Here is a 19,576-nt window from a genome sequence, read left to right as displayed (position 1 = left end):
TTAGATTAGCAAATTCTTTCCTGCAATAAAAAACCCGCCAATTGGCGGGTTTTTAAATCGGGGGAAAGACTTACATCATGCCCATGCCGCCCATACCACCCATACCGCCCATGCCGCCCATATCGCCGGCACCAGCCATACCTTCATCTTTCTTAGGTAAGTCAGCAACCATGCACTCAGTGGTCAGCATTAAGCTAGCAACAGAAGCTGCGTTTTGTAATGCAGTACGAGTTACTTTAGTTGGATCAAGAATACCCATCTCAACCATGTCACCGTATTGACCAGTCGCTGCGTTGAAACCAAAGTTATCTTTGTTTTCAGCTACTTTGTTAACGATAACAGAAGACTCATAACCAGCATTCGCCACGATTTGACGTAAAGGAGATTCAATCGCACGGCGCAGAATGTTGATACCCATGTCTTGATCTGCATTTTCGCCTTTCAAACCATCCAAGGCTTTTTGTGCACGAATCAGGGCAACACCACCACCGGCAACGATACCTTCTTCAACTGCAGCACGAGTAGCATGAAGAGCATCTTCAACACGCGCTTTCTTCTCTTTCATTTCAATTTCAGTCGCTGCACCCACTTTGATGACGGCAACACCGCCAGCTAACTTGGCAACACGCTCTTGTAATTTCTCACGATCGTAGTCAGAAGACGTTTCTTCCATTTGCGCACGAATTTGAGTAATACGTGAATTAATGTCAGATTCCTTACCTTCACCATCAATAATTGTGGTGTTTTCTTTGGTAATAACGATACGTTTTGCAGTACCTAAATCTTCTAATGTAGCACCTTCAAGGCTCTTGCCAATTTCTTCAGAAATTACTTGGCCATTAGTCAAAATAGCGATATCTTGCAACATTGCCTTACGACGATCACCGAAACCAGGTGCTTTAACAGCACATACTTTAACGATACCGCGCATGTTGTTAACAACCAGTGTAGCCAACGCTTCACCTTCAACATCTTCAGCGATAATCAGTAAAGGACGGCCAGATTTAGCAACAGATTCCAATACGGACAACATATCACGAATACTAGAGATTTTCTTGTCCACCAATAGAATGAATGGGTGTTCAAGCTCAGCACTCATGTTTTGCTGGTTGTTGATGAAGTAAGGAGAAATATAACCGCGGTCAAATTGCATCCCTTCAACCACAGATAATTCATTTTCCAGGCTGTTACCATCTTCGACAGTAATCACACCTTCTTTACCTACCTTTTCCATTGCTTCAGCAATGATAGAACCGATAGCCTGGTCAGAGTTAGCAGAAATAGTACCTACTTGTGCAATTGCTTTGCCATCTTTGCAAGGCTTAGACATTGATTGCAATTGCTTGGTTACCGCAGTCACTGCTTTATCAATACCACGTTTCAGATCCATAGGATTCATACCAGCAGCAACTGCTTTATGACCTTCCACCAGAATCGCACGGGCGAGTACAGTTGCAGTCGTTGTACCGTCACCGGCTGTGTCAGAAGTTTTAGCAGCAACTTCTTTAACCATTTGTGCACCCATGTTTTTGAAACGATCTTCAAAATCGATTTCTTTCGCAACAGATACACCGTCTTTTGTTACAGTAGGAGCACCAAAAGACTTTTCCAAAACAACATTACGTCCACTTGGACCCATAGTTGCTTTTACTGCATCAGCTAATGCATTTACACCAGCAAGCATTTTTTGACGAGCATCGTCACCAAAACGTAATTCTTTAGCCATTATCACAATCTCCTTAATCTTGTTAGATTACTTCTCAATCACACCCATGATGTCGTCTTCACGCATCACAACGAGTTCTTGGCCAGCTACTTTAACTTCAGTACCAGAGTACTTGCCAAACAGGACTACATCACCTACTTTGACAGCCAAAGCACGAACATCACCGTTATCCAGCACTTTACCTGCGCCAACAGCGATAATTTCGCCACGCATTGGTTTTTCAGTAGCACTATCTGGAATCACGATACCACCAGCTGTGGTACGTTCTTCTTCCATACGACGAACAACAACACGATCGTGTAACGGACGAATTTTCATACTTGTTTTCTCCTGATTGGTTAATCACCTATAATTTTCAGAGGAAGCTCTGAGTTTTTAGCGCCACATATTAAACACTACATAACGCTGATGTCAGCCATATGGAGACAAAAAGATTATTTTCAAGGGGTAAATTTAAAAAAATTTTGGTTTTTTTAATCTTGGGACTACAATGTTCTACAATTTTACAGGTTTTCAAAAGCATATTATGAAAAAATGGCTCTCATTCGCGGCACTTATTTTAGCTTCTTTTATCAATTATGCTAGCCCTCTTCCTGCCGCTGACGTTTTTCAAGTCCAGGCGAAACAAATTGACCCGAATACGTTCACGCTTAATTGGCAAATTAAGCCAGGCTATTTTCTTTATAGCGATCGCATTAAATTAACTGAGCAACCTGGCTCCAATATTCATCTTGGTACCCTTCGCTTTCCCGAAACGTTAAAAAAAACCGATAAACGTGGTCGTACTTATGATGTATACCGTCAACAACTGTCATTACCCGTCCCGGTTCTAGGGGAACAACCTGGAGAAACCCTGATCAATTTATATTTCCAGGGTTGTTCAGATGATGGTTTTTGCTACCCTCCCGAGACTCGGTCAATCAAATTAACAATCGATAAAAATCTGGCACTTAGCCAGGTAGACATCGAAACGCAAGCAACTCAAGAGCAAGTAGAAACACCACAGCAACCAACGAATGATATCGAAGCTGTATTAGCCAACAATCACGGGCTCATGATAATACTAAGCTTTTTGGGCTTTGGTCTGCTCTTATCATTCACTCCCTGCGTCTTACCAATGGTACCCGTACTATCAGGGATTATTGTCGGTCATGGGGCAAATATCTCTACTCGCAAAGCTTTTTTTCTCTCATTAAGCTATGTACTTAGTATGTCGGTTACCTACGCAATCGTCGGAGCTGTCGTTGCTTTATTAGGAGCCAATCTCCAAATCGCCATGCAATCACCATGGATAATCAGTCTATTTAGCCTGATTTTTATCTTGTTGGCGCTGTCCATGTTTGGCTATTACGAACTACGCTTACCGGTTTCCTGGCAAGCAAAACTAGCTGGCGCCAGTCAACGTCAAGGGGGAGGACACTACCTTAGCGCGGCTGCAATGGGATGTTTATCGACTTTAATCCTCTCACCCTGTGTTACGGCCCCACTGATCGGTGCCTTAAGTTATATTGCTCACACCGGAAATATTATTTTAGGCAGCATAGCCTTGTTTTTCCTCGGGCTAGGGATGGGAATACCGCTTTTATTAATTGGCATGTCAGCCGGCAAATGGCTTCCTAAAGCAGGTCATTGGATGAACACGGTCAAAACCTTTTTTGGTGTTTTGCTACTTGCTGTTGCGATCTATTTATTAGAACGTATTCTTCCCTCTCCCCTGGTTATGGCTTTATGGGCAAGTTTATTGGTGTTTTCAGGGATTTATTGTGGCGCACTGAGTCCTGCTCATTCCAAGCAAGCTAAATTTGGCCAAGGATTAGGTATTCTGTTACTGGTTTATGGTTTGCTGGTACTGGTGGGTGCAAGCATGGGTGGCTCTAATCCGCTGCAACCCTTAACTGGCTTGCGGGTTACCGCCGCTGCAGAAGGAAACCGTCTTGGCAGTTCGCACGAACTGGTTAAAACAGTGGATGAAGCGCAACAAGCGATTGCCAAGGCACGAGGCAAACCAGTTATGATTGATTTTTACGCTGATTGGTGCTCCTCTTGCAAACTGATGGAAGTTACTACTTTTAAAGATCCTCGTGTGGAAAAAGCCCTAAAAGAGTTTGTCATATTGAAAGTAGATATCACCGCAAATAACAAACAAGACAAAGCGCTTCTTAACCTATTTAATGTCGTTGCACCACCTACTTTTTTATTCCTTAACAAAAATGGTGATGAACAGGAAAATTTACGTCTCGTGGGTGAAGCATCAGCAAATAAATTTTTACAACAATTACAGGAAGCTCTGGCATTCTGAACTCTGGCCGGTCGGATCAGTTGATATCAATCAATCTGGTTTTCGATTTAACCAGTGGCCTGTTTAGAATAATACGATCGCCCGTAATGTTCCTGCTGTAGCAGGATTTAAACGTTTGCTTTGTCCCGGATTAGGGATATAGGAAATTGCAGGCTCCAAATAGACGTTCGTGATTAACTTGGCTTGGTAATACCATTGAAACATCACCTCCTTCTTGCGATTCGTCGTTCGTTGATTCAACCAAGCCAGCGAGAACCCTGCACCCATTGAATCTGAACTCCGGTTAGCAACAAGACCAAATGCAGTTAAGCCAGCTCCGACTGATTGCTTCATGGATAATACTTTCGAATTATTAATGCCATATTGGTAAAACGCTGAGATACCACTAATGTCGTATCCTGGATGGCGATACCATAGGCGTTGGGAACCAAATAAATAAACCCCTGTTGCCCCCGTTTCAGTGAGGTTGTTCTGGCGAATAAGGCCTGTCTGATGCCATAATCCAAGTCCCAAGGTACCCGGCTTTCTTCCCAAGAGCCAGGCGCTTCCTGTTTCTCCCACCTGAAAATGATTGCCATTGAAGGTCGGCCCTGTAAGTCCTGTTTGTTTCCCACTGGCTAAATTACCATCAAAAATTCCATAAGAAAGATACCATTCCTTGACCGGAGTATAGGTTGCCGATATGCCATAGGCCGAATTGGTATAACCAGGCATGATTCCATCCACTGCAGGATTAATAAAAACCGGGGTATAAATTAAACTGGTAACAGCCGGAATATTAGGTACACCACGCTCGAGCTGGACAGGTTTTATTACGTTATTAAAATCCAAGGTTGTGATCGTCTTCCCTAGACGAATGAAAAGGCGGTCATCGAAAAGACCCTGTCTATACCAAAGTGCATAAAGTTCAGAGCGGTTGTAAGGCGGAACATCAGGCAAGGAATTATATCCTTGCGTAATGCCAGCCTGCCCATTCGTGTTTTGCGCATTCTGCTGAAGAAATTGAGCACTAAATAATCCCCCTTTCCACCCATTAAGTCGCTCCATATCAATGGTCAAATCAACCAATCCTACGCTATTCGACGTAGACTTCTTCGCAGCAGGGATCCCTCCCGTAAATAATCGATTTGTATCCCCGAACCATGCGCCTTTTATGTCGATACCATGATTATCCTTTATACCTAACTGTTGCTGTATTAACTGCTGAAGAATTCCTGAGCCAGTAGTGACATTAACGGCAGCCGGGTTTGAGCTAATCGCAGATGTTTCCGTTGTTGTATTTGATAGGGGTGGAGAACTTATCGTCGGATTCCTGGATGACTCGGCATGAAGATCACAAGCAGCTAACAAAATTGAAAATAAAATAGTGAGGGCTAAAAGATAGCTGATTTTTTTTATAAGAAGTTCCAATTTTTATTCCCGATGAGCAACCAGTCTATTAATAACACCGTATTTATTTCTTTGGGTCATGTATTCCTGCATTAAATCCGATAATTAAATTTACTTGCTTTTTACAGACATGCATATAAACATAGTCGATATTAGCTATTTTTAATAGGACTAGAAATGCTAAAAAAATTCCAAATTTTCTCATTCATCCTCAGCGTATTATATGTTTCCTCACTGATGGGTGAAACATACCGCGTTCCGGCAACCTCCGAAACAACTACCCTAGGTCTTTTTACGCTCGATAAACCGCCTGTCATAAAAATTCGCTCAGGTGATGCAGTCTCGTTGGAAACATGGAATAGTTGCCTGCATGAAATGGTCTTCAATAAAACAACACCTGCAGATGTAGCAAAATTTTATGTCAAGCATGATATTCAGAAAAGACGTGGCATGCATACATTGACCGGCCCTGTTTACGTCGAGGGGGCCGAGCCAGGCGATGTATTAGAGATTCGGATTCTCGATATTAAATTGAATGACTTCGGATATAACTTCTTAAGTCCAACACAAGGCATTTTATCGGAGTTTACCAAACCAAGGATTAAATATTTTAAATATGACAAAAAGAATAACACGACCGAATTTACAAAAGGAGTGTGTTTACACCTCAAGCCATTCCCGGGAATAATAGCAGTAGCCCCTCCGCTTGACTGGCCAGACGGCTGGCCTGTCAATTTGCAAACCCAGATGGGACAACCCGTATCTGGGCAATTTAACTCCGTCCCCCCTGGACCTTTTGGTGGAAATTTGGATGCACCCAGTCTACAAGCTGGTTCTATCCTTTATCTACCTGTATTTCACAAAGGGGCCCTGGTTTGGACTGGGGATTCACATGCGATGCAAAGCAATGGTGAAATTGATGTAACAGCCCTGGAGACATCCTATGAAGGAATCACGCTGCAGTTTATTGTACGAAAAGACCTTAAAGCTGAGGGTGTTTTTGATAAAACCAAACGAAACGGTAGTAGTTTATTTACTTGGCCTATTATCGAAAATTCTTCCGAATGGATGATTGTAGGCTTAAATGAAGATCTTTTGGAGGCCATGCAACTGGCGTCTAAAAATGCTATTGAGTTTTTAGTACGCACTCAAGGCTTCTCTCCACAAGAGAGTTACCAGTTCCTAAGCATGGTTGGTAATTTCGAAATTGTTGAGGCAGTCAACGTTATCAAGAATGTAACCGTGCATATTCCTAAAGAACTATTCAAAGGGATTGGCAAAACGCCCACACTTTGTTCTGAGGGAAGTTTTCCACTAAAGACACCCCAAATAAATAAAAATGCTCCATGTCAGACTCAAGAAGGAATAACAGTTCTATAACTATTATCAGGTGATAAGATGAAAAAAATCATGACATGCTTTCTCTCCCTAATCGTTGCTTCCGTAGGGTTTGCTACAACTATTGTTTTCGACAATAAAACAACTTTTCCCCTAAAAGATCAAAAATCAAGGATTGCTGTCCAATGGGCGACAACTGCTAAAGAGATGCAAAAAGAGAATAAAGCGCTAATCTATGGTCTAAAACTGAACTCAGATTCATTACAAATTATTTCACAAACAGGAAAGAGCGAGTTAGATCTCCCTAAAAACGCAAGCCACTTCAGAATATTAGTGTGGTCAAAAGGTGTAGGAGAACCCGATTTGCTGACTAACTGGGTTAGTGTAGTACCCAACAAAACCTATACGTTAGAAAAAGATCAACTAGTACCCGCTGCTCTTATGTCTGGCGTAGGGTGTTAACCCCACAGAGGCAAATACTTATTTATGTATTTTGTATTTCATATAAAATACAACTTTTATCCATTTAGCGTAGTTACCCTACCTACTCGCTTATTTTTTAACAAACCGGTGATGAACGGGAGTTTACGTCTCCTGGATAAAACACCAAAATTTTTACCACAGGGCAGGAAAACTCGAAAATCCTACTTGGCTAAAGGCGTTTATTTTGAATCTTTTTATTGATATTTCCCTTCTTAAGAAAAACCGTCACTATGCCCTACTTTATGTCGGGCAATTTGTATCATTTATTGGAACAATGATTACAACTGTTGCCTTACCTTATCAAGTTTATCAACTAACCCACTCATCGCTGATGGTAGGATTATTAAGTCTGGTTCAATTGATTCCTTTATTAATTACTGCACTGCTTGGTGGTGTATTTGCGGATAAATACAATCGCCGCAGTTTAGTGATAATGAGTGAAGCATGTCTTGTTATTGGCTGCGCCCTCCTGGCTATTAACGCTTATATTACGCAACCCAGTCTCACTGGCATTTTTGTTATTTCTTCATTGATGTCTGCTATTACGGGATTACATCGCCCAGCCTTAGAGAGCATGAGCCAACAATTAGTCCTGCCGGGGGATTATAAAGCTTTAGGCGTGTTAGTAAGCTTTAAATACAGTTTTTGTATGATTGTTGGACCCGCTATAGCCGGCTTTATTATTGCCCACTTGGGAATCGTAGTAACTTACTGTATTGACTTACTCACTTTTGCTATCTCGATTACCAGTTTATTCCTTATGAAAAATCCACCCAAGCCGGTTGCTGCAAACACTTCATCAGCTTTAGCAGCCATAAAAGAAGGAGTTCAATTCGCCTGGAAACGACAGGAGCTCTTGGGAAGTTACTGTGTAGATTTTATAGCGATGGTTTTTGCAATGCCTAATGCACTATTCCCGGCAATTGCACAATCCCTGGGTGGTGCACAAACATTGGGTTTACTGTACGCAGCACCTGCTGTTGGTTCCTTGTTGATTTCTTTTGTCAGCGGGTGGACAACTAGAGTTAAACAACATGGTAAAGCGATAGCGATTGCAGCGGCCTTTTGGGGACTCACCATGGTAGGCTTTGGCTTATCGACCTCACTTTTCTGGGCTTTCGTCTTTTTGGCACTTTCTGGTGCTTTTGACGCAATCAGCGGAATTTTTAGAAGTGTTCTGTGGAACCATTCGATCCCGCACGACTATCGCGGCCGTTTAGCGGGCATTGAAATGATCAGTTATTTAAGCGGCCCCAGACTAGGGGATAGCAGAGCAGGTGTTATTGCCTCCGCCGCTGGTATTACCACTGCTATAGTCTCTGGCGGTTTTTTATGCGTTGCAGGTGTCACTCTTTGCTGTCTCTGCATGCCAAAATTCTGGAGATATCAGTCTGATAATTAGTTCTTAATTGCAACTAAATCTATCTGTTTATTCAATGCATCTATTCCTTTTTGGACTCCGTACTTTCCTAATTTTCGCTGTAATCATGACCAACAAATATTTAAAATGCTTAAAATAAATTCCTTTTCTAGCCAATTACTGCATGCTCCCAGGAGACAATTAGATGAAATTAACTACCCAACTATTCGATAAGGAAGGTAATCCTCTAAAATTTTCTGTTGTAAATGAAGATGGGTATCAGCATACCTATAAAATCATCGACAGCGACGGGAAACAGCTTGGTTATGTCAACATTTCTGAAGAGCGCTTGGGAGCACCGAATTATAAAAAATATATTATTATCAACCAATTGCATAATACCTCTCCCGCTCGGGAATGCAGAAATGTTGGCACTGCGCTCCATGAATTAGTATTCAGATTAAGTTTTTCCAAACGATTTCAAACCAATGGAAACATCAAAGTAGATATAGGTTATGAATCCTTGCTATTTCATTACCATTGTGGATTTCGCTTACATCCCCGAAACAGATTTGAATGGAATTGTTTGGGTAATAAATTTATAAATCATGAGCAATATGGTAAAGCAGCTTATGAACGATGGCGTTTATCTCGTTCTGACAGCTCTAAACCCAAGTCGCAGGAGGAGTCGTCAGCAAATGATGTCCTGGCCTTTTACTACGCCATGTACAAGGAAAATAAAGATCAAACAAGTCGTGCCTATTTGCGTGAAAACCTGGCAAAACTGGGTGGTGTATTGGGATATTTAGCCAAAGAGGTCATCCCGCAGAAAAAAGAAGAATTTTCTGTAGATATCGCACCAATCAGCCAATCCTCTTCATCGAGTACATTTTTTTACTCAACAAGCCAAGAGGTGACAACAGACTGCGCTATACAACATGGTAACCCTCCCCAAAGGAATACGTCGCTGGCTGGATAAAAGACCAGCTATCAGAGCTTGAATTTCGATTGTTGCTTACAAATTCAAGCCCTAACTCACCACGCCCTTCGAACTAACTCGATTGTTTCAATCCATAGCGTATTTTGGTTTTGGATAATGAATACCCTGATTACGCTATTCTCCGCCACTGCCTCGCAGTGCAGCTGCCCAAAAGATTGATTATCGATTTTCATCATGTAAGATTCGTTATCTACAATTTTGTCACTACTTTAGACAGGGATTCCATGCTGGTCGATCGCCAAATAATCGCTTTTACTAATAGGTATTGGCTACTAATACTCTTAGCCTTGGTGATACTTGGCGCAGGTCTTGGTTTGCGTGATCCCTGGCCTGCTGATGAGCCACGTTTTGTTTTGATCGCTAAACAAATGCTAGAGAGTGGGCATTGGCTCATTCCCATGCGTGGAGGAGAACTCTATGCTGATAAACCACCGCTCTTTATGTGGGGAATCGTTGTCTCATACTTATTGACTCACTCTCTTAAAATAGCTTTTTTGCTGCCTTCGCTGTTGGCGAGTTTATTGACATTGATTCTTACATGGGATCTGGGTTGTCGATTATGGAATAGGGAAATCGGTTTTCTTGCAGCACTTATGTTGCTCTTTACGGTACAATTTACACTGCAAGCTAAAACAGCCCAGATAGATGCGCTAGTCACTCTATTTGTTACTCTCGGTATTTATGGGTTTTTACGTTTTTTGCTCTTAAGCGGCGGTTGGCGTTGGTACTATTTTGGCTGGTTTACGACAGGTCTTGGAATTATTACGAAAGGAGTTGGTATTCTTGCGGTCTTCATCTTATTCCCCGCTCTATGGACTCATTTTGATGTAATCCGTCAAGCAAGATTTTCCTCTATTGCAAAAACTGCAGCAGGTCCTCTAGTCATGCTGGCCACTATCAGTCTTTGGTTGTTACCGATGATTTGGTGCACGCAACATAGCGCGTCCCCTCTCCTGGAAGCTTATCGCAATGATATTCTCTTTCATCAGACAGTGGGTCGCTATGCTCACTCATGGGTTCATATCAAACCCGTTTGGTATTATCTAATCCAAGTCATACCTTTATTCTGGTTGCCCTTATCTCTTTTTTTACCGTGGCTGATTGGGTGTTGGAAAGCTGCTCTTAAGCAGGGCGATCGACGTGTTTTCTTATTATTAGGTTATGTGTTACTGGTTATTTTATTTTTCTCAATTTCCCCTGGCAAGAGAGCAGTTTACTTAACGCCAGCCACACCCGCATTCGCTTTGTTAGCATCTCCTTGGCTAATGGAGCTGGTTGGTTATACTTGGCCAGCCCGATTGCTGCGAGGTTTATATTGGCTGATAACGATTATTGTGTTTGCCATTGCATGTATGTTACTGACTGGTAAAAAACCAGCCATTCTCACTACGGATCTGAGTACAACATTGAGCCTCTCTTTGTTTTTTTTAGGGATTGGCTTATTACTTATTAATTCCTTATTGCGCCAGGCTCCATTAGTACGCATATTGCTTGGGCTAACCCTTTGTTGGCTTTGTTACTCGCTGTTGCTTTATCCACAGCTAAACAATTTACGCACTCCAGCAGCTATCATGAATAAAACAGCTGAGCGTGTCCCTTATCAAGAATCTCTTCTAATTCTAGGTGTTAAGGAGCAACATCTGTTATTTGCTCATCAACCTATCTGGCATTATGCCTATCACATGAGCCGCTCAAAGCAGAAACAAGAAGCTGCTGCCTGGATTGCGGCTGCCCCACATCGCTGGGTTTTAGGTCCCATGGAACTATTAAGAACGTGTTTCAAGCTTAGGCCATCTCACGAGCTAGGTTATCGCCATCGTACTAAATGGTTTCTCGTTAATAGTGTTACTCTAAAACCAGGCTGTCATGGCCAAAAGGTGACAGTACCTCCTTATCTTTACATTCCCGGTATTTCTTACAGGAGTAAAAATCAATCCGCTTGGCCTGGGTGAGATAGTTCTGATAACTAGTAGTTACTATGCCCAAAAAACTTGCAGGTGACCTTAAAAGTAAGAATTTAGCCAGAGCATTGATACAATACTTGAGATAAAACCATACACCAGTGGGATGCTCCGCTTGCGATGCCATTTTAGAAAGGCGCTGATGATTTCTGTTGATGTTCTGTATCGATAGTGACCTGGGGATCATTCAATTGAAAGAAGCTCAACATTTTTTTATAGTTGCATAGAATTTGGAGGATCGAATGGCGTATGCCAGATCAAGGCGCCAGGCATGTTAAAAATGACGAATCTCAGCGAGATATTAGACAACCTTACCCTAGAAACGGTATAATTCGCCCACTTTTTTTACAGATAGAAAATTATGAATCATAGAGTGGGCTTTGTCAGTTTGGGTTGTCCTAAAGCACTGGTGGATTCAGAGCGAATCATTACTCAACTGCGTGCTCAGGGCTATGATTTGGTATCCAGTTATCAAGATGCCGGAGTCGTAGTAATCAATACCTGTGGCTTTATTGATGCAGCAGTCAAAGAATCTTTGGACACCATTAAAGAAGCGATGGCCGAAAATGGACGTGTTATTGTAACAGGTTGCCTCGGTGCCAAAGCAGATATTATTCGTGAAGCGTGCCCTGATGTATTACATATCAGTGGTGCCCATGCTTACGAGGAAGTTGTCCGTGCTGTGCATAGGCATTTACCACCTCCTGTAGATCCCTTCACTCAATTAGTACCCCCTCAAGGCATTAAATTAACACCGCGTCATTACGCCTATTTAAAAATTTCAGAAGGTTGCAATCAAAAATGTACCTTTTGCATCATTCCCACCATGCGCGGTAAATTACAAAGTTATTCTCTGCCGCAAATACTAAGTGAAGCCAAACGCTTAAAAGATGCAGGGGTACAGGAATTATTGGTTATTTCGCAAGATACTAGCGCCTATGGTGTCGATACTCGTTATCAACCGGTTGAATGGCAAGGTAAAACAATCAGCACTCGTTTTTATGATTTATGTGAGCAACTCGGCGATCTAGGTATTTGGGTACGTCTGCATTATGTTTATCCCTATCCGCATGTCGATGAGATTATCCCATTAATGCGTGACCGATTAATTCTCCCTTATCTGGATATTCCACTGCAACATGCCAGCTCACGGGTGTTAAAAGCAATGAAACGACCGGCCAGTAGTGAAAACACCTTGGCACGTATTGCTCAATGGCGTGACATTTGTCCTGACATTACCTTACGTTCCACGTTTATTGTTGGCTTTCCCGGTGAAACTGAAGACGAATTTGAAGAGTTGCTGGGCTTTTTGCAAGAAGCCGAGCTGGATCGTGTTGGTTGTTTTCAATATTCACCAGTTGAAGGGGCTAAAGCCAATGAATTGGCAGACCCGGTTCCTGAACATATCAAAGAAGAACGATATCATCGTTTTATGCAAGTGCAGGCTGAAATCAGTCGCGCTAAGCTGGCTGCCAAAATTGGTTCACGTCAAACCGTTTTAATTGATGAAATTAACGAAGAACACATTATTGCGCGCAGCAAAAGTGATGCACCGGAAATAGATGGTCTAGTCTTTTTACCACTGAATGATAATGTTCGTGTCGGCGACTTGGTAGATATTAGAGTGACCGACAGTGATGATTACGATCTCTATGGTGACTTTGATACTACCAGTCACTAGACTTCTTAGGAGACTCTTGCTTCGTCGATACAGTGCTCGAATCCTAATGCCTGCCTGAACACCCCTGTTCTGCGGCGACGTGACTTGCATTTTTCTGTAGCAACTTTATGAAAAGCCTATTAATTTTCACCTTCGCCGAGTCGTTTACTTGGCGAAGGTAAATTCAACTCCTTCCGCTATCCTTTTCCATGATTTACATGCTACTCTTGATAGATAGCGCTCGCTCACCTCGAAATAATGATTATCTCTATTGTAATTTCTGGACAGAATTTTTTCCTACCATAGTAGATTTTGGAAAAAGGTCTAATGCTTGGCTGATCACTTAAAAATAAGGACATACGATGTTAAATCCAAGGGATGTTAGAACAGTGGAAGATGCAAAAGGCATCGTTGAAGAACGTAAGCTCACTCACGTAAAAATCGGACTTATTGATATAGACGGGATCATGCTTGGCAAGTACATGAGTCGGAACAAATTTTTCTCGGCCTTAGACCATGGATTTTCTTTTTGCGATGTAATTCTGGGCTGGGATTCCAAAGACAAGCTTTTTGATAACGTTAAATATACTGGTTGGCATACTGGCTATCCAGATGCATTAGTGCGTATTTTGCCTCAGAGTTGTCGTGAGCTTGTTTTTGAAGACAATCAATTATTATTTATGGCCGAGTTTGACGGTGCGGCAGCGGAATTATGCCCCCGCGGTGTGTTACGTCGCGTCATTCAAAAAGCAGAGATGATGGGTTTTGATGCTTATGCTGCTTTGGAATATGAATTTTTCATGTTTGATGAGACGCCAGACAGTATACGAGCCAAAGGGTACCGTAACTTAAAACCAATGACCCCCGATTTCTTCGGTTACTCAGTGATTCGCAATAGTGTCCATGCGGAGTTGTATCATCAAATCCTCAATATGGGTGAAATTATGGATTTCCCTATTGAAGCTCTCCATACAGAAACAGGTCCCGGAGTACTTGAAGCAGCGATAGCAGTAGATAAAGCTGAAGCTGCTGGCGACAAAGCAGCGCTGTTTAAAACTTTTATGAAAGTATTGGCGCAGCGCAATAATATGATGGCAACTTTTATGGCTAAATGGTCGCCCACTTACCCGGGGCAAAGTGGTCATATTCATATGTCGTTGCGAAACAAAAACAACTCGTCTTCCGCTTTTTATGATCCCTCAACGAAATACAATATGAGTAAGATCCAGCGCCATTTCCTGGCCGGGCAACAAAAATTGATGCCCGAATTGTTAGCCATGTTTTCACCCACTGTAAACAGCTACACTCGTCTGATTCCTGGATTTTGGGCTCCCACTGACGCCACATGGGGAGTAGAAAATCGTACTACTGCCTTACGTTTGATTCCAGGTAGTGACAAATCACAACGAATCGAATACCGCTTGGGCTCTGCCGATGCGAATCCTTATCTTGCCCTCGCTGCAGCATTAGGCTCGGGTTTATATGGGATTGAGCATGAGTGGGAGCCAGAAGAGGAAATTCGAGGCAACTCCTACACTCAATCTCATAACAAGGAATTGGCTTTGCCTTCAACCTTATGGGAAGCAGCACAACGCCTGAAAAATTCGGCAGCGGCCTACTCTCTGTTTGGCGAGGGATTTGTTGAGCATTTCGCAGCCTCACGCGAATGGGAAGAGCGAGAATTTCGCCGACATATTACTGATTGGGAATTGGATCGTTACTTTGAAATTATTTAGGACATTTCTACTAAACCCTGGTACTTAAGCTAGCGAAATGTCAAACCGGCTAGATTCTGAAGGAATTTTAAGATGAAGGACACATTAAAAACCTATTCTCCTATTGATAACTCACTGTATGTTGAACGTCAGTTTGCCAGTCAAGAAATTATCCACCAAGCTCTGGTAAAAGCTGAGGCAGCAAAAAGTACTTGGCGTACAACTTCGTTAGCAAAGAGAGCAAAATTTTGTCTGGCCGCTGTTGAAATCCTTGTGGCTAACAAGGCAGCGATTGCAGAAGAGATTTGCTGGCAAATGGGACGCCCTATTCGTTATACCGCAGGCGAAATAACCGGTTTTGAAGAACGCGCACTTTATATGATCAATAATGCCGATAAAGCATTGGCAACCATTGAATTACCTGAAAAACCAGATTTTATCCGTTATATCAAACGTGAACCTCTGGGAGCAGTGTTAATAATCGCGCCATGGAATTATCCCTTTCTCACCGCAGTGAACGTCATCATTCCAGCCATTATGGCGGGCAATGTGGTGTTGCTGAAACATTCTGCACAAACGCCTCTGGTAGCAGAACGTTTAGCGGAAGCATTTGTTCAAGCTGGTTTGCCCGATGGGGTTTTCCAGTACTTACATCTCACTCACACAGACACAGAAAAACTCATCCAATCTCCAGCGATTAACTATGTGGCATTTACTGGTTCTGTTGCCGGCGGAAAAATGATTGAAAAAGCTGCTGTTGGACGTTTTCTCAATATTGGTCTTGAACTAGGTGGTAAAGATCCTGCCTATGTACGTGCAGATGCTGATATTGATCAAGCCGTTGCAACCCTGGTTGATGGCGCTTTTTTTAACTCAGGTCAATCCTGCTGTGGTATAGAGCGTATTTATGTGCATCAACATGTCTATGATCTTTTTGTTAAGAAAGCCGTAGATCTGGTTAAGGAATATAAACTTGGGCGACCCGATGATCCTGAAACCACACTTGGTCCCTTGGTATCCGCTGCTCGTGCTGATTTTGTGCGCGCTCAAATTAAAGAAGCAGTTGCACAAGGTGCTGTAGCGCATATTGATAGACAAAATTTTCCAATGGATAAGTCTGGCTCTGCTTATATGGCTCCCCAGATTTTAACTCAGGTTAATCATCAAATGCGGGTAATGTCGGAGGAATCTTTTGGGCCAGTAGCAGGTATCATGGCAGTCAATAGTGATGCTGAGGCCGTTGCCTTGATGAATGACAGTGACTATGGTTTGACTGCTACTGTTTGTACTAAAGATATTGCTGCGGGTACAACCATTGGCGAGCAATTGCATACAGGCACTTTTTTTATTAATCGCTGTGACTATCTTGATCCAGCATTAGCATGGACTGGTGTAAAAAATTCTGGTCGCGGCTGCACCTTATCTGTGCTTGGCTATGAGTCACTAACCCGTCCAAAATCTTTTCATATAAAAACGGTCAGTTAATATGAATTCGCTATCAAAGCATATATGTCGCTAAACGAATGTTAGGTTGTAAAAAGACCCAGTCTTATGCATAGGATCCAATCATACACTGGGGTCTGTTGACATTTCGCTAGCCTGAGTCGAAATGTCAACAGACCCTAATTAAAGGAGTTTATAACATGAACCTGCCATCATTGACGGCTAACTGGAACTATCCTACTCAGGTGCGAGTAGGAGCCGGACGAGTAAACGAGCTTGCCCAAGCATGCAGGACACTAGGCATGAAAGCTCCTTTGCTAATAACCGATCCAGGCCTTGCCCAGTTGCCTATGCTCGCCAATCTAGTACAACATTGCCGGGAAGCTCAGCTGCGTGTAGCGGTGTTCAGTCAAATCAAAGTAAATCCAAACGGTGAGAATGTTATAGCAGGAGTAAACGCTTACCATTCTGGCAAACATGATGGTGTGATTGCCTTTGGGGGGGGCTCAGCTCTTGATGCGGGTAAAGCGATTGCCTTAATGGTTGGCCAAGAACGCCCGCTCTGGGAGTTTGAAGACATCGGCGATAATTGGAAGCGAGTCAATGCCGCAGAGATAGCCCCTGTAGTTGCCATACCAACCACTGCAGGCACTGGCTCGGAGGTAGGACGCGCGTCAGTTATTACGGATAGTGAACAACATATAAAAAAAATTATTTTCCATCCTAAAATGTTACCTGAAATAGTGATTCTGGATCCAGAGCTTACCATTGAGCTACCCCCCCAGCTCACCGCAGCCACTGGTATGGACGCCTTGTCACACTCTTTAGAAGCCTTATGTTCCAACTATTACCACCCCATGGCAGAAGGAATCGCTATCGAAGGTATTCGGCTTGTAAAAGAGTATTTACCTCGTGCTGTTAAAAATGGGAATGACTTGGAATCTCGCACACAGATGCTTGTCGCCTCAGCGATGGGCGCTACCGCTTTTCAGCGTGGTTTAGGTGCAATGCACGCATTGGCACATCCCTTAGGGGCTATTTACGATGCCCATCATGGACGTTTAAATGCCATTCTTATGCCCTACGTATTACAGGCTAACAGACCAGCTATAGAGCATAGAATATCGCGCCTCGCTGCCTATCTGCAGATAAGTGATGGTTTTGATGGTTTTTTTAACTGGGTATTAAAACTGCGCCATGAAATAGGCATTGAACATTCCTTAGCTGAAATAGGTATTAATGATTTGCAGGTATCACGAATTGCGGCAATGGCCACAGAGGATGCCGCAGCTGGTAGCAATCCTATTCCCTTCAATGTATCGCAGTATCAGACTATTCTGCATGCAGCCATTGTCGGGGAAATAGCTTACCTGCCGGAGCCATCATGAATCTTGGATTATTACAATGTGATGAGGTTCAGGAAAAATTTGCTCCAGTCCATGGACGATATCCAGATATGTTTGCCAGATTGCTAAAAAAAGCAGATCCTTCCCTGGAGTTTGTCGTTTACGATGTGCGCCAGGGTGAATTACCAATTACTATTGATACTTGTGATGCTTACTTGATTACAGGCAGTCGCCACGGCGTCAACGATGATCTTCCCTGGATAAGAGTACTTGAGGATTTCGTACTGCAATTAAACAACGCCGCAAAGAAAGTGATTGGCATTTGCTTTGGTCATCAGCTCATTGCCAAAGTCTTGGGTGGAGAAGTGATTAAATCCCCGAAGAGCTGGGGTGTAGGTATGTCACAAAACAAAATGACCCAACAAAAACCCTGGATGATTCCTCAACGTGATAATTTCAAGCTACTGGTCAGTCATCAAGATCAGGTTGTAACATTACCCCTAAACGCGGAAATACTTGCCGGCAGTGACTTCTGTCCGTTTTATATGCTGCAGTTTGGCGATAACCTCTTCACCATACAAGGCCATCCGGAATTTACCAAAGCTTATTCTCAAGCCTTAATCGAAGATCGTGAGCGCATTCTAGGCAAGGAATGCTATGAACAAGGACTTAAGTCATTGCAGCAAGATGCAGATGATGAATTGATCGCCCATTGGATTATCAATTTTTTACGCGGCTAATACGCAGGTAAAATCTGTTTAGGATATAACATGGACATATTTAATACAGAAATTTTTCTCGATGGTTTTCAATTTACTGAAGGTTTAAGATGGCATAATAATAATTTATGGTTCTGTGATTTAGGGGGCAATACCGTATATTGTTTTTCAGCAACAGGTCAATTAATCACAAAAATTTCTGTTGCTTCTCCTGCCGGATTAGGTTGGTTATCGGATAAGAGTCTGTTAATAACCGCGCTGAAAAAGAGAGAGTTGTTGCAATATAAAGATAATTTTTTATCTATTTTTAAATCACTTGAGATAGCCACGCCAGGTTATTGTCATGATTTTACTGTTTCTCAAAATGATATCATTTATGTGAGTACCTCAGGCTTTTATCCGCAACACAAAATAAAACCAATTAAATCAAATATTCTAATGATCACAAAAGAACGTGATATTAAAATAGCGGCGTCCAATCTTGGCTATCCGAATGGTATTTTGATAACGCCGGATGGTAAACACTTGATAGTAGCAGAGACATTTTCAGCGACTGTATCCATTTTTGATATTCACACAGATAATACTTTGATAAATCAACGGCCATGGATCAAATTCGATAATCTAGGTTTTGCAGTGAGCTTCGATGAGCATGGCGTACCAGAGAATTTAAACCGCCATTATCCTGATGGAATTTGCTTTGATGAAAAGCTGAATGCTGTATGGATTGCCTCACCAGGAAAAAAGGAGGTGCTATGCATTGATTCCCATAGAAATTGCTTAACGGTTATAAAAACCCGTTTTCACCCATTTGATTGTGTCCTTGGCGGACAAGATAATCAAACCCTTTTTATTGCATCCTCTGATAACAGTCCTAAAAATAAACCTGCAATAATTGAGAAAGTCACCTTTAAGTAAAAGCAGCTGTAATAATAACCTTAAACGGGTAAAGCTATGATGGCATAGGATAATAAAGAGCCTAATGAAGTTAGTGAACCATCATTAGATAAAAAGATAAAATTGATTTTATTGATGTAAGTATCCAGCGCTATGTCGTAACCCTGGTTGCAAGCAACTGTCTCTTGATCAGATCTCTGCCGATTTTTTGTACAACAAGTAACCTTCTAAACGCTCTTG

At 42.3% G+C, this 19,576-nt stretch carries 15 protein-coding genes; 12 read left to right on the top strand and 3 right to left on the bottom strand.

The window, feature by feature from the left end; genetic code table 11:
• Positions 1–70 precede the first annotated feature (70 nt).
• A complete protein-coding gene (gene groL / locus ACN4Z1_RS15050) occupies positions 71–1,726 on the bottom strand; it encodes a chaperonin GroEL (protein ID WP_115221756.1) in 1,656 nt (551 codons plus the stop codon).
• 27 nt (positions 1,727–1,753) lie between these two features.
• The gene (gene groES / locus ACN4Z1_RS15045; RefSeq protein ID WP_026069347.1) at positions 1,754–2,044 is read right to left on the bottom strand and encodes a co-chaperone GroES; all 291 of its coding nucleotides are present in this window, start codon (positions 2,042–2,044) and stop codon (positions 1,754–1,756) included.
• A gap of 208 nt (positions 2,045–2,252) precedes the next feature.
• Here groES and dsbD point away from each other — a divergent pair, with 208 nt between their 5' ends.
• Positions 2,253–4,025 carry a protein-disulfide reductase DsbD gene (gene dsbD / locus ACN4Z1_RS15040; RefSeq protein WP_228364779.1) on the top strand — a complete coding sequence of 591 codons (1,773 nt, stop codon included), beginning with the start codon at positions 2,253–2,255 and terminating at the stop codon, positions 4,023–4,025.
• Positions 4,026–4,088: 63 nt separating this feature from the next.
• Here dsbD and ACN4Z1_RS15035 read toward each other — a convergent pair whose 3' ends face one another.
• Complete coding sequence (locus tag ACN4Z1_RS15035) at positions 4,089–5,327, bottom strand: carbohydrate porin (protein WP_370634634.1); 1,239 nt, start codon at positions 5,325–5,327, stop codon at positions 4,089–4,091.
• A gap of 264 nt (positions 5,328–5,591) precedes the next feature.
• On the opposite strand from ACN4Z1_RS15035, the gene ACN4Z1_RS15030 reads away from it, so the two are divergent.
• The 11 genes from ACN4Z1_RS15030 (at position 5,592) to ACN4Z1_RS14980 (ending at position 19,357) form a co-directional block, all read left to right on the top strand.
• The gene (locus ACN4Z1_RS15030) at positions 5,592–6,794 is read left to right on the top strand and encodes an acetamidase/formamidase family protein (RefSeq protein WP_228364777.1); all 1,203 of its coding nucleotides are present in this window, start codon (positions 5,592–5,594) and stop codon (positions 6,792–6,794) included.
• Positions 6,795–6,812: 18 nt separating this feature from the next.
• Positions 6,813–7,214 carry a hypothetical protein gene (locus tag ACN4Z1_RS15025; protein WP_228364776.1) on the top strand — a complete coding sequence of 134 codons (402 nt, stop codon included), beginning with the start codon at positions 6,813–6,815 and terminating at the stop codon, positions 7,212–7,214.
• Positions 7,215–7,419: 205 nt separating this feature from the next.
• On the top strand, positions 7,420–8,637 hold the full coding sequence (locus ACN4Z1_RS15020) for an MFS transporter (protein WP_228364775.1): 1,218 nt from the start codon (positions 7,420–7,422) through the stop codon (positions 8,635–8,637).
• Between the two features lie 163 nt (positions 8,638–8,800).
• Positions 8,801–9,574 carry a hypothetical protein gene (locus ACN4Z1_RS15015; RefSeq protein WP_228364774.1) on the top strand — a complete coding sequence of 258 codons (774 nt, stop codon included), beginning with the start codon at positions 8,801–8,803 and terminating at the stop codon, positions 9,572–9,574.
• Positions 9,575–9,819: 245 nt separating this feature from the next.
• Positions 9,820–11,547 (top strand): ArnT family glycosyltransferase, encoded by a 1,728-nt coding sequence (locus tag ACN4Z1_RS15010; RefSeq protein WP_419388325.1) that lies wholly within the window; start codon positions 9,820–9,822, stop codon positions 11,545–11,547.
• 370 nt (positions 11,548–11,917) lie between these two features.
• Positions 11,918–13,237 carry a 30S ribosomal protein S12 methylthiotransferase RimO gene (rimO, locus tag ACN4Z1_RS15005; protein ID WP_228364772.1) on the top strand — a complete coding sequence of 440 codons (1,320 nt, stop codon included), beginning with the start codon at positions 11,918–11,920 and terminating at the stop codon, positions 13,235–13,237.
• Between the two features lie 341 nt (positions 13,238–13,578).
• The gene (locus tag ACN4Z1_RS15000) at positions 13,579–14,952 is read left to right on the top strand and encodes a glutamine synthetase family protein (RefSeq protein ID WP_228364771.1); all 1,374 of its coding nucleotides are present in this window, start codon (positions 13,579–13,581) and stop codon (positions 14,950–14,952) included.
• Positions 14,953–15,024: 72 nt separating this feature from the next.
• Complete coding sequence (locus ACN4Z1_RS14995) at positions 15,025–16,416, top strand: aldehyde dehydrogenase family protein (protein WP_228364770.1); 1,392 nt, start codon at positions 15,025–15,027, stop codon at positions 16,414–16,416.
• A 158-nt stretch (positions 16,417–16,574) separates the two neighbouring features.
• On the top strand, positions 16,575–17,762 hold the full coding sequence (locus tag ACN4Z1_RS14990) for an iron-containing alcohol dehydrogenase (protein WP_228364769.1): 1,188 nt from the start codon (positions 16,575–16,577) through the stop codon (positions 17,760–17,762).
• Positions 17,759–18,460: a glutamine amidotransferase-related protein gene (locus ACN4Z1_RS14985; protein WP_228364768.1), complete on the top strand. Its 702-nt coding sequence runs from the start codon at positions 17,759–17,761 to the stop codon at positions 18,458–18,460. Before ACN4Z1_RS14990 ends, ACN4Z1_RS14985 begins: the two co-directional genes overlap by 4 nt.
• Positions 18,461–18,490: 30 nt before the next feature.
• A complete protein-coding gene (locus tag ACN4Z1_RS14980) occupies positions 18,491–19,357 on the top strand; it encodes an SMP-30/gluconolactonase/LRE family protein (RefSeq protein ID WP_228364767.1) in 867 nt (288 codons plus the stop codon).
• Positions 19,358–19,576 lie beyond the last annotated feature (219 nt).

The sequence above is a fragment of the Legionella sp. ST3F1 genome, from assembly GCF_048553315.1.
In the GTDB taxonomy this organism is placed as follows: Bacteria; Pseudomonadota; Gammaproteobacteria; order Legionellales; family Legionellaceae; genus Tatlockia; species Tatlockia donaldsonii.
Note: the sequence above shows the minus strand (reverse complement) of the source record. Positions and strands in the feature narration are given on the sequence as shown.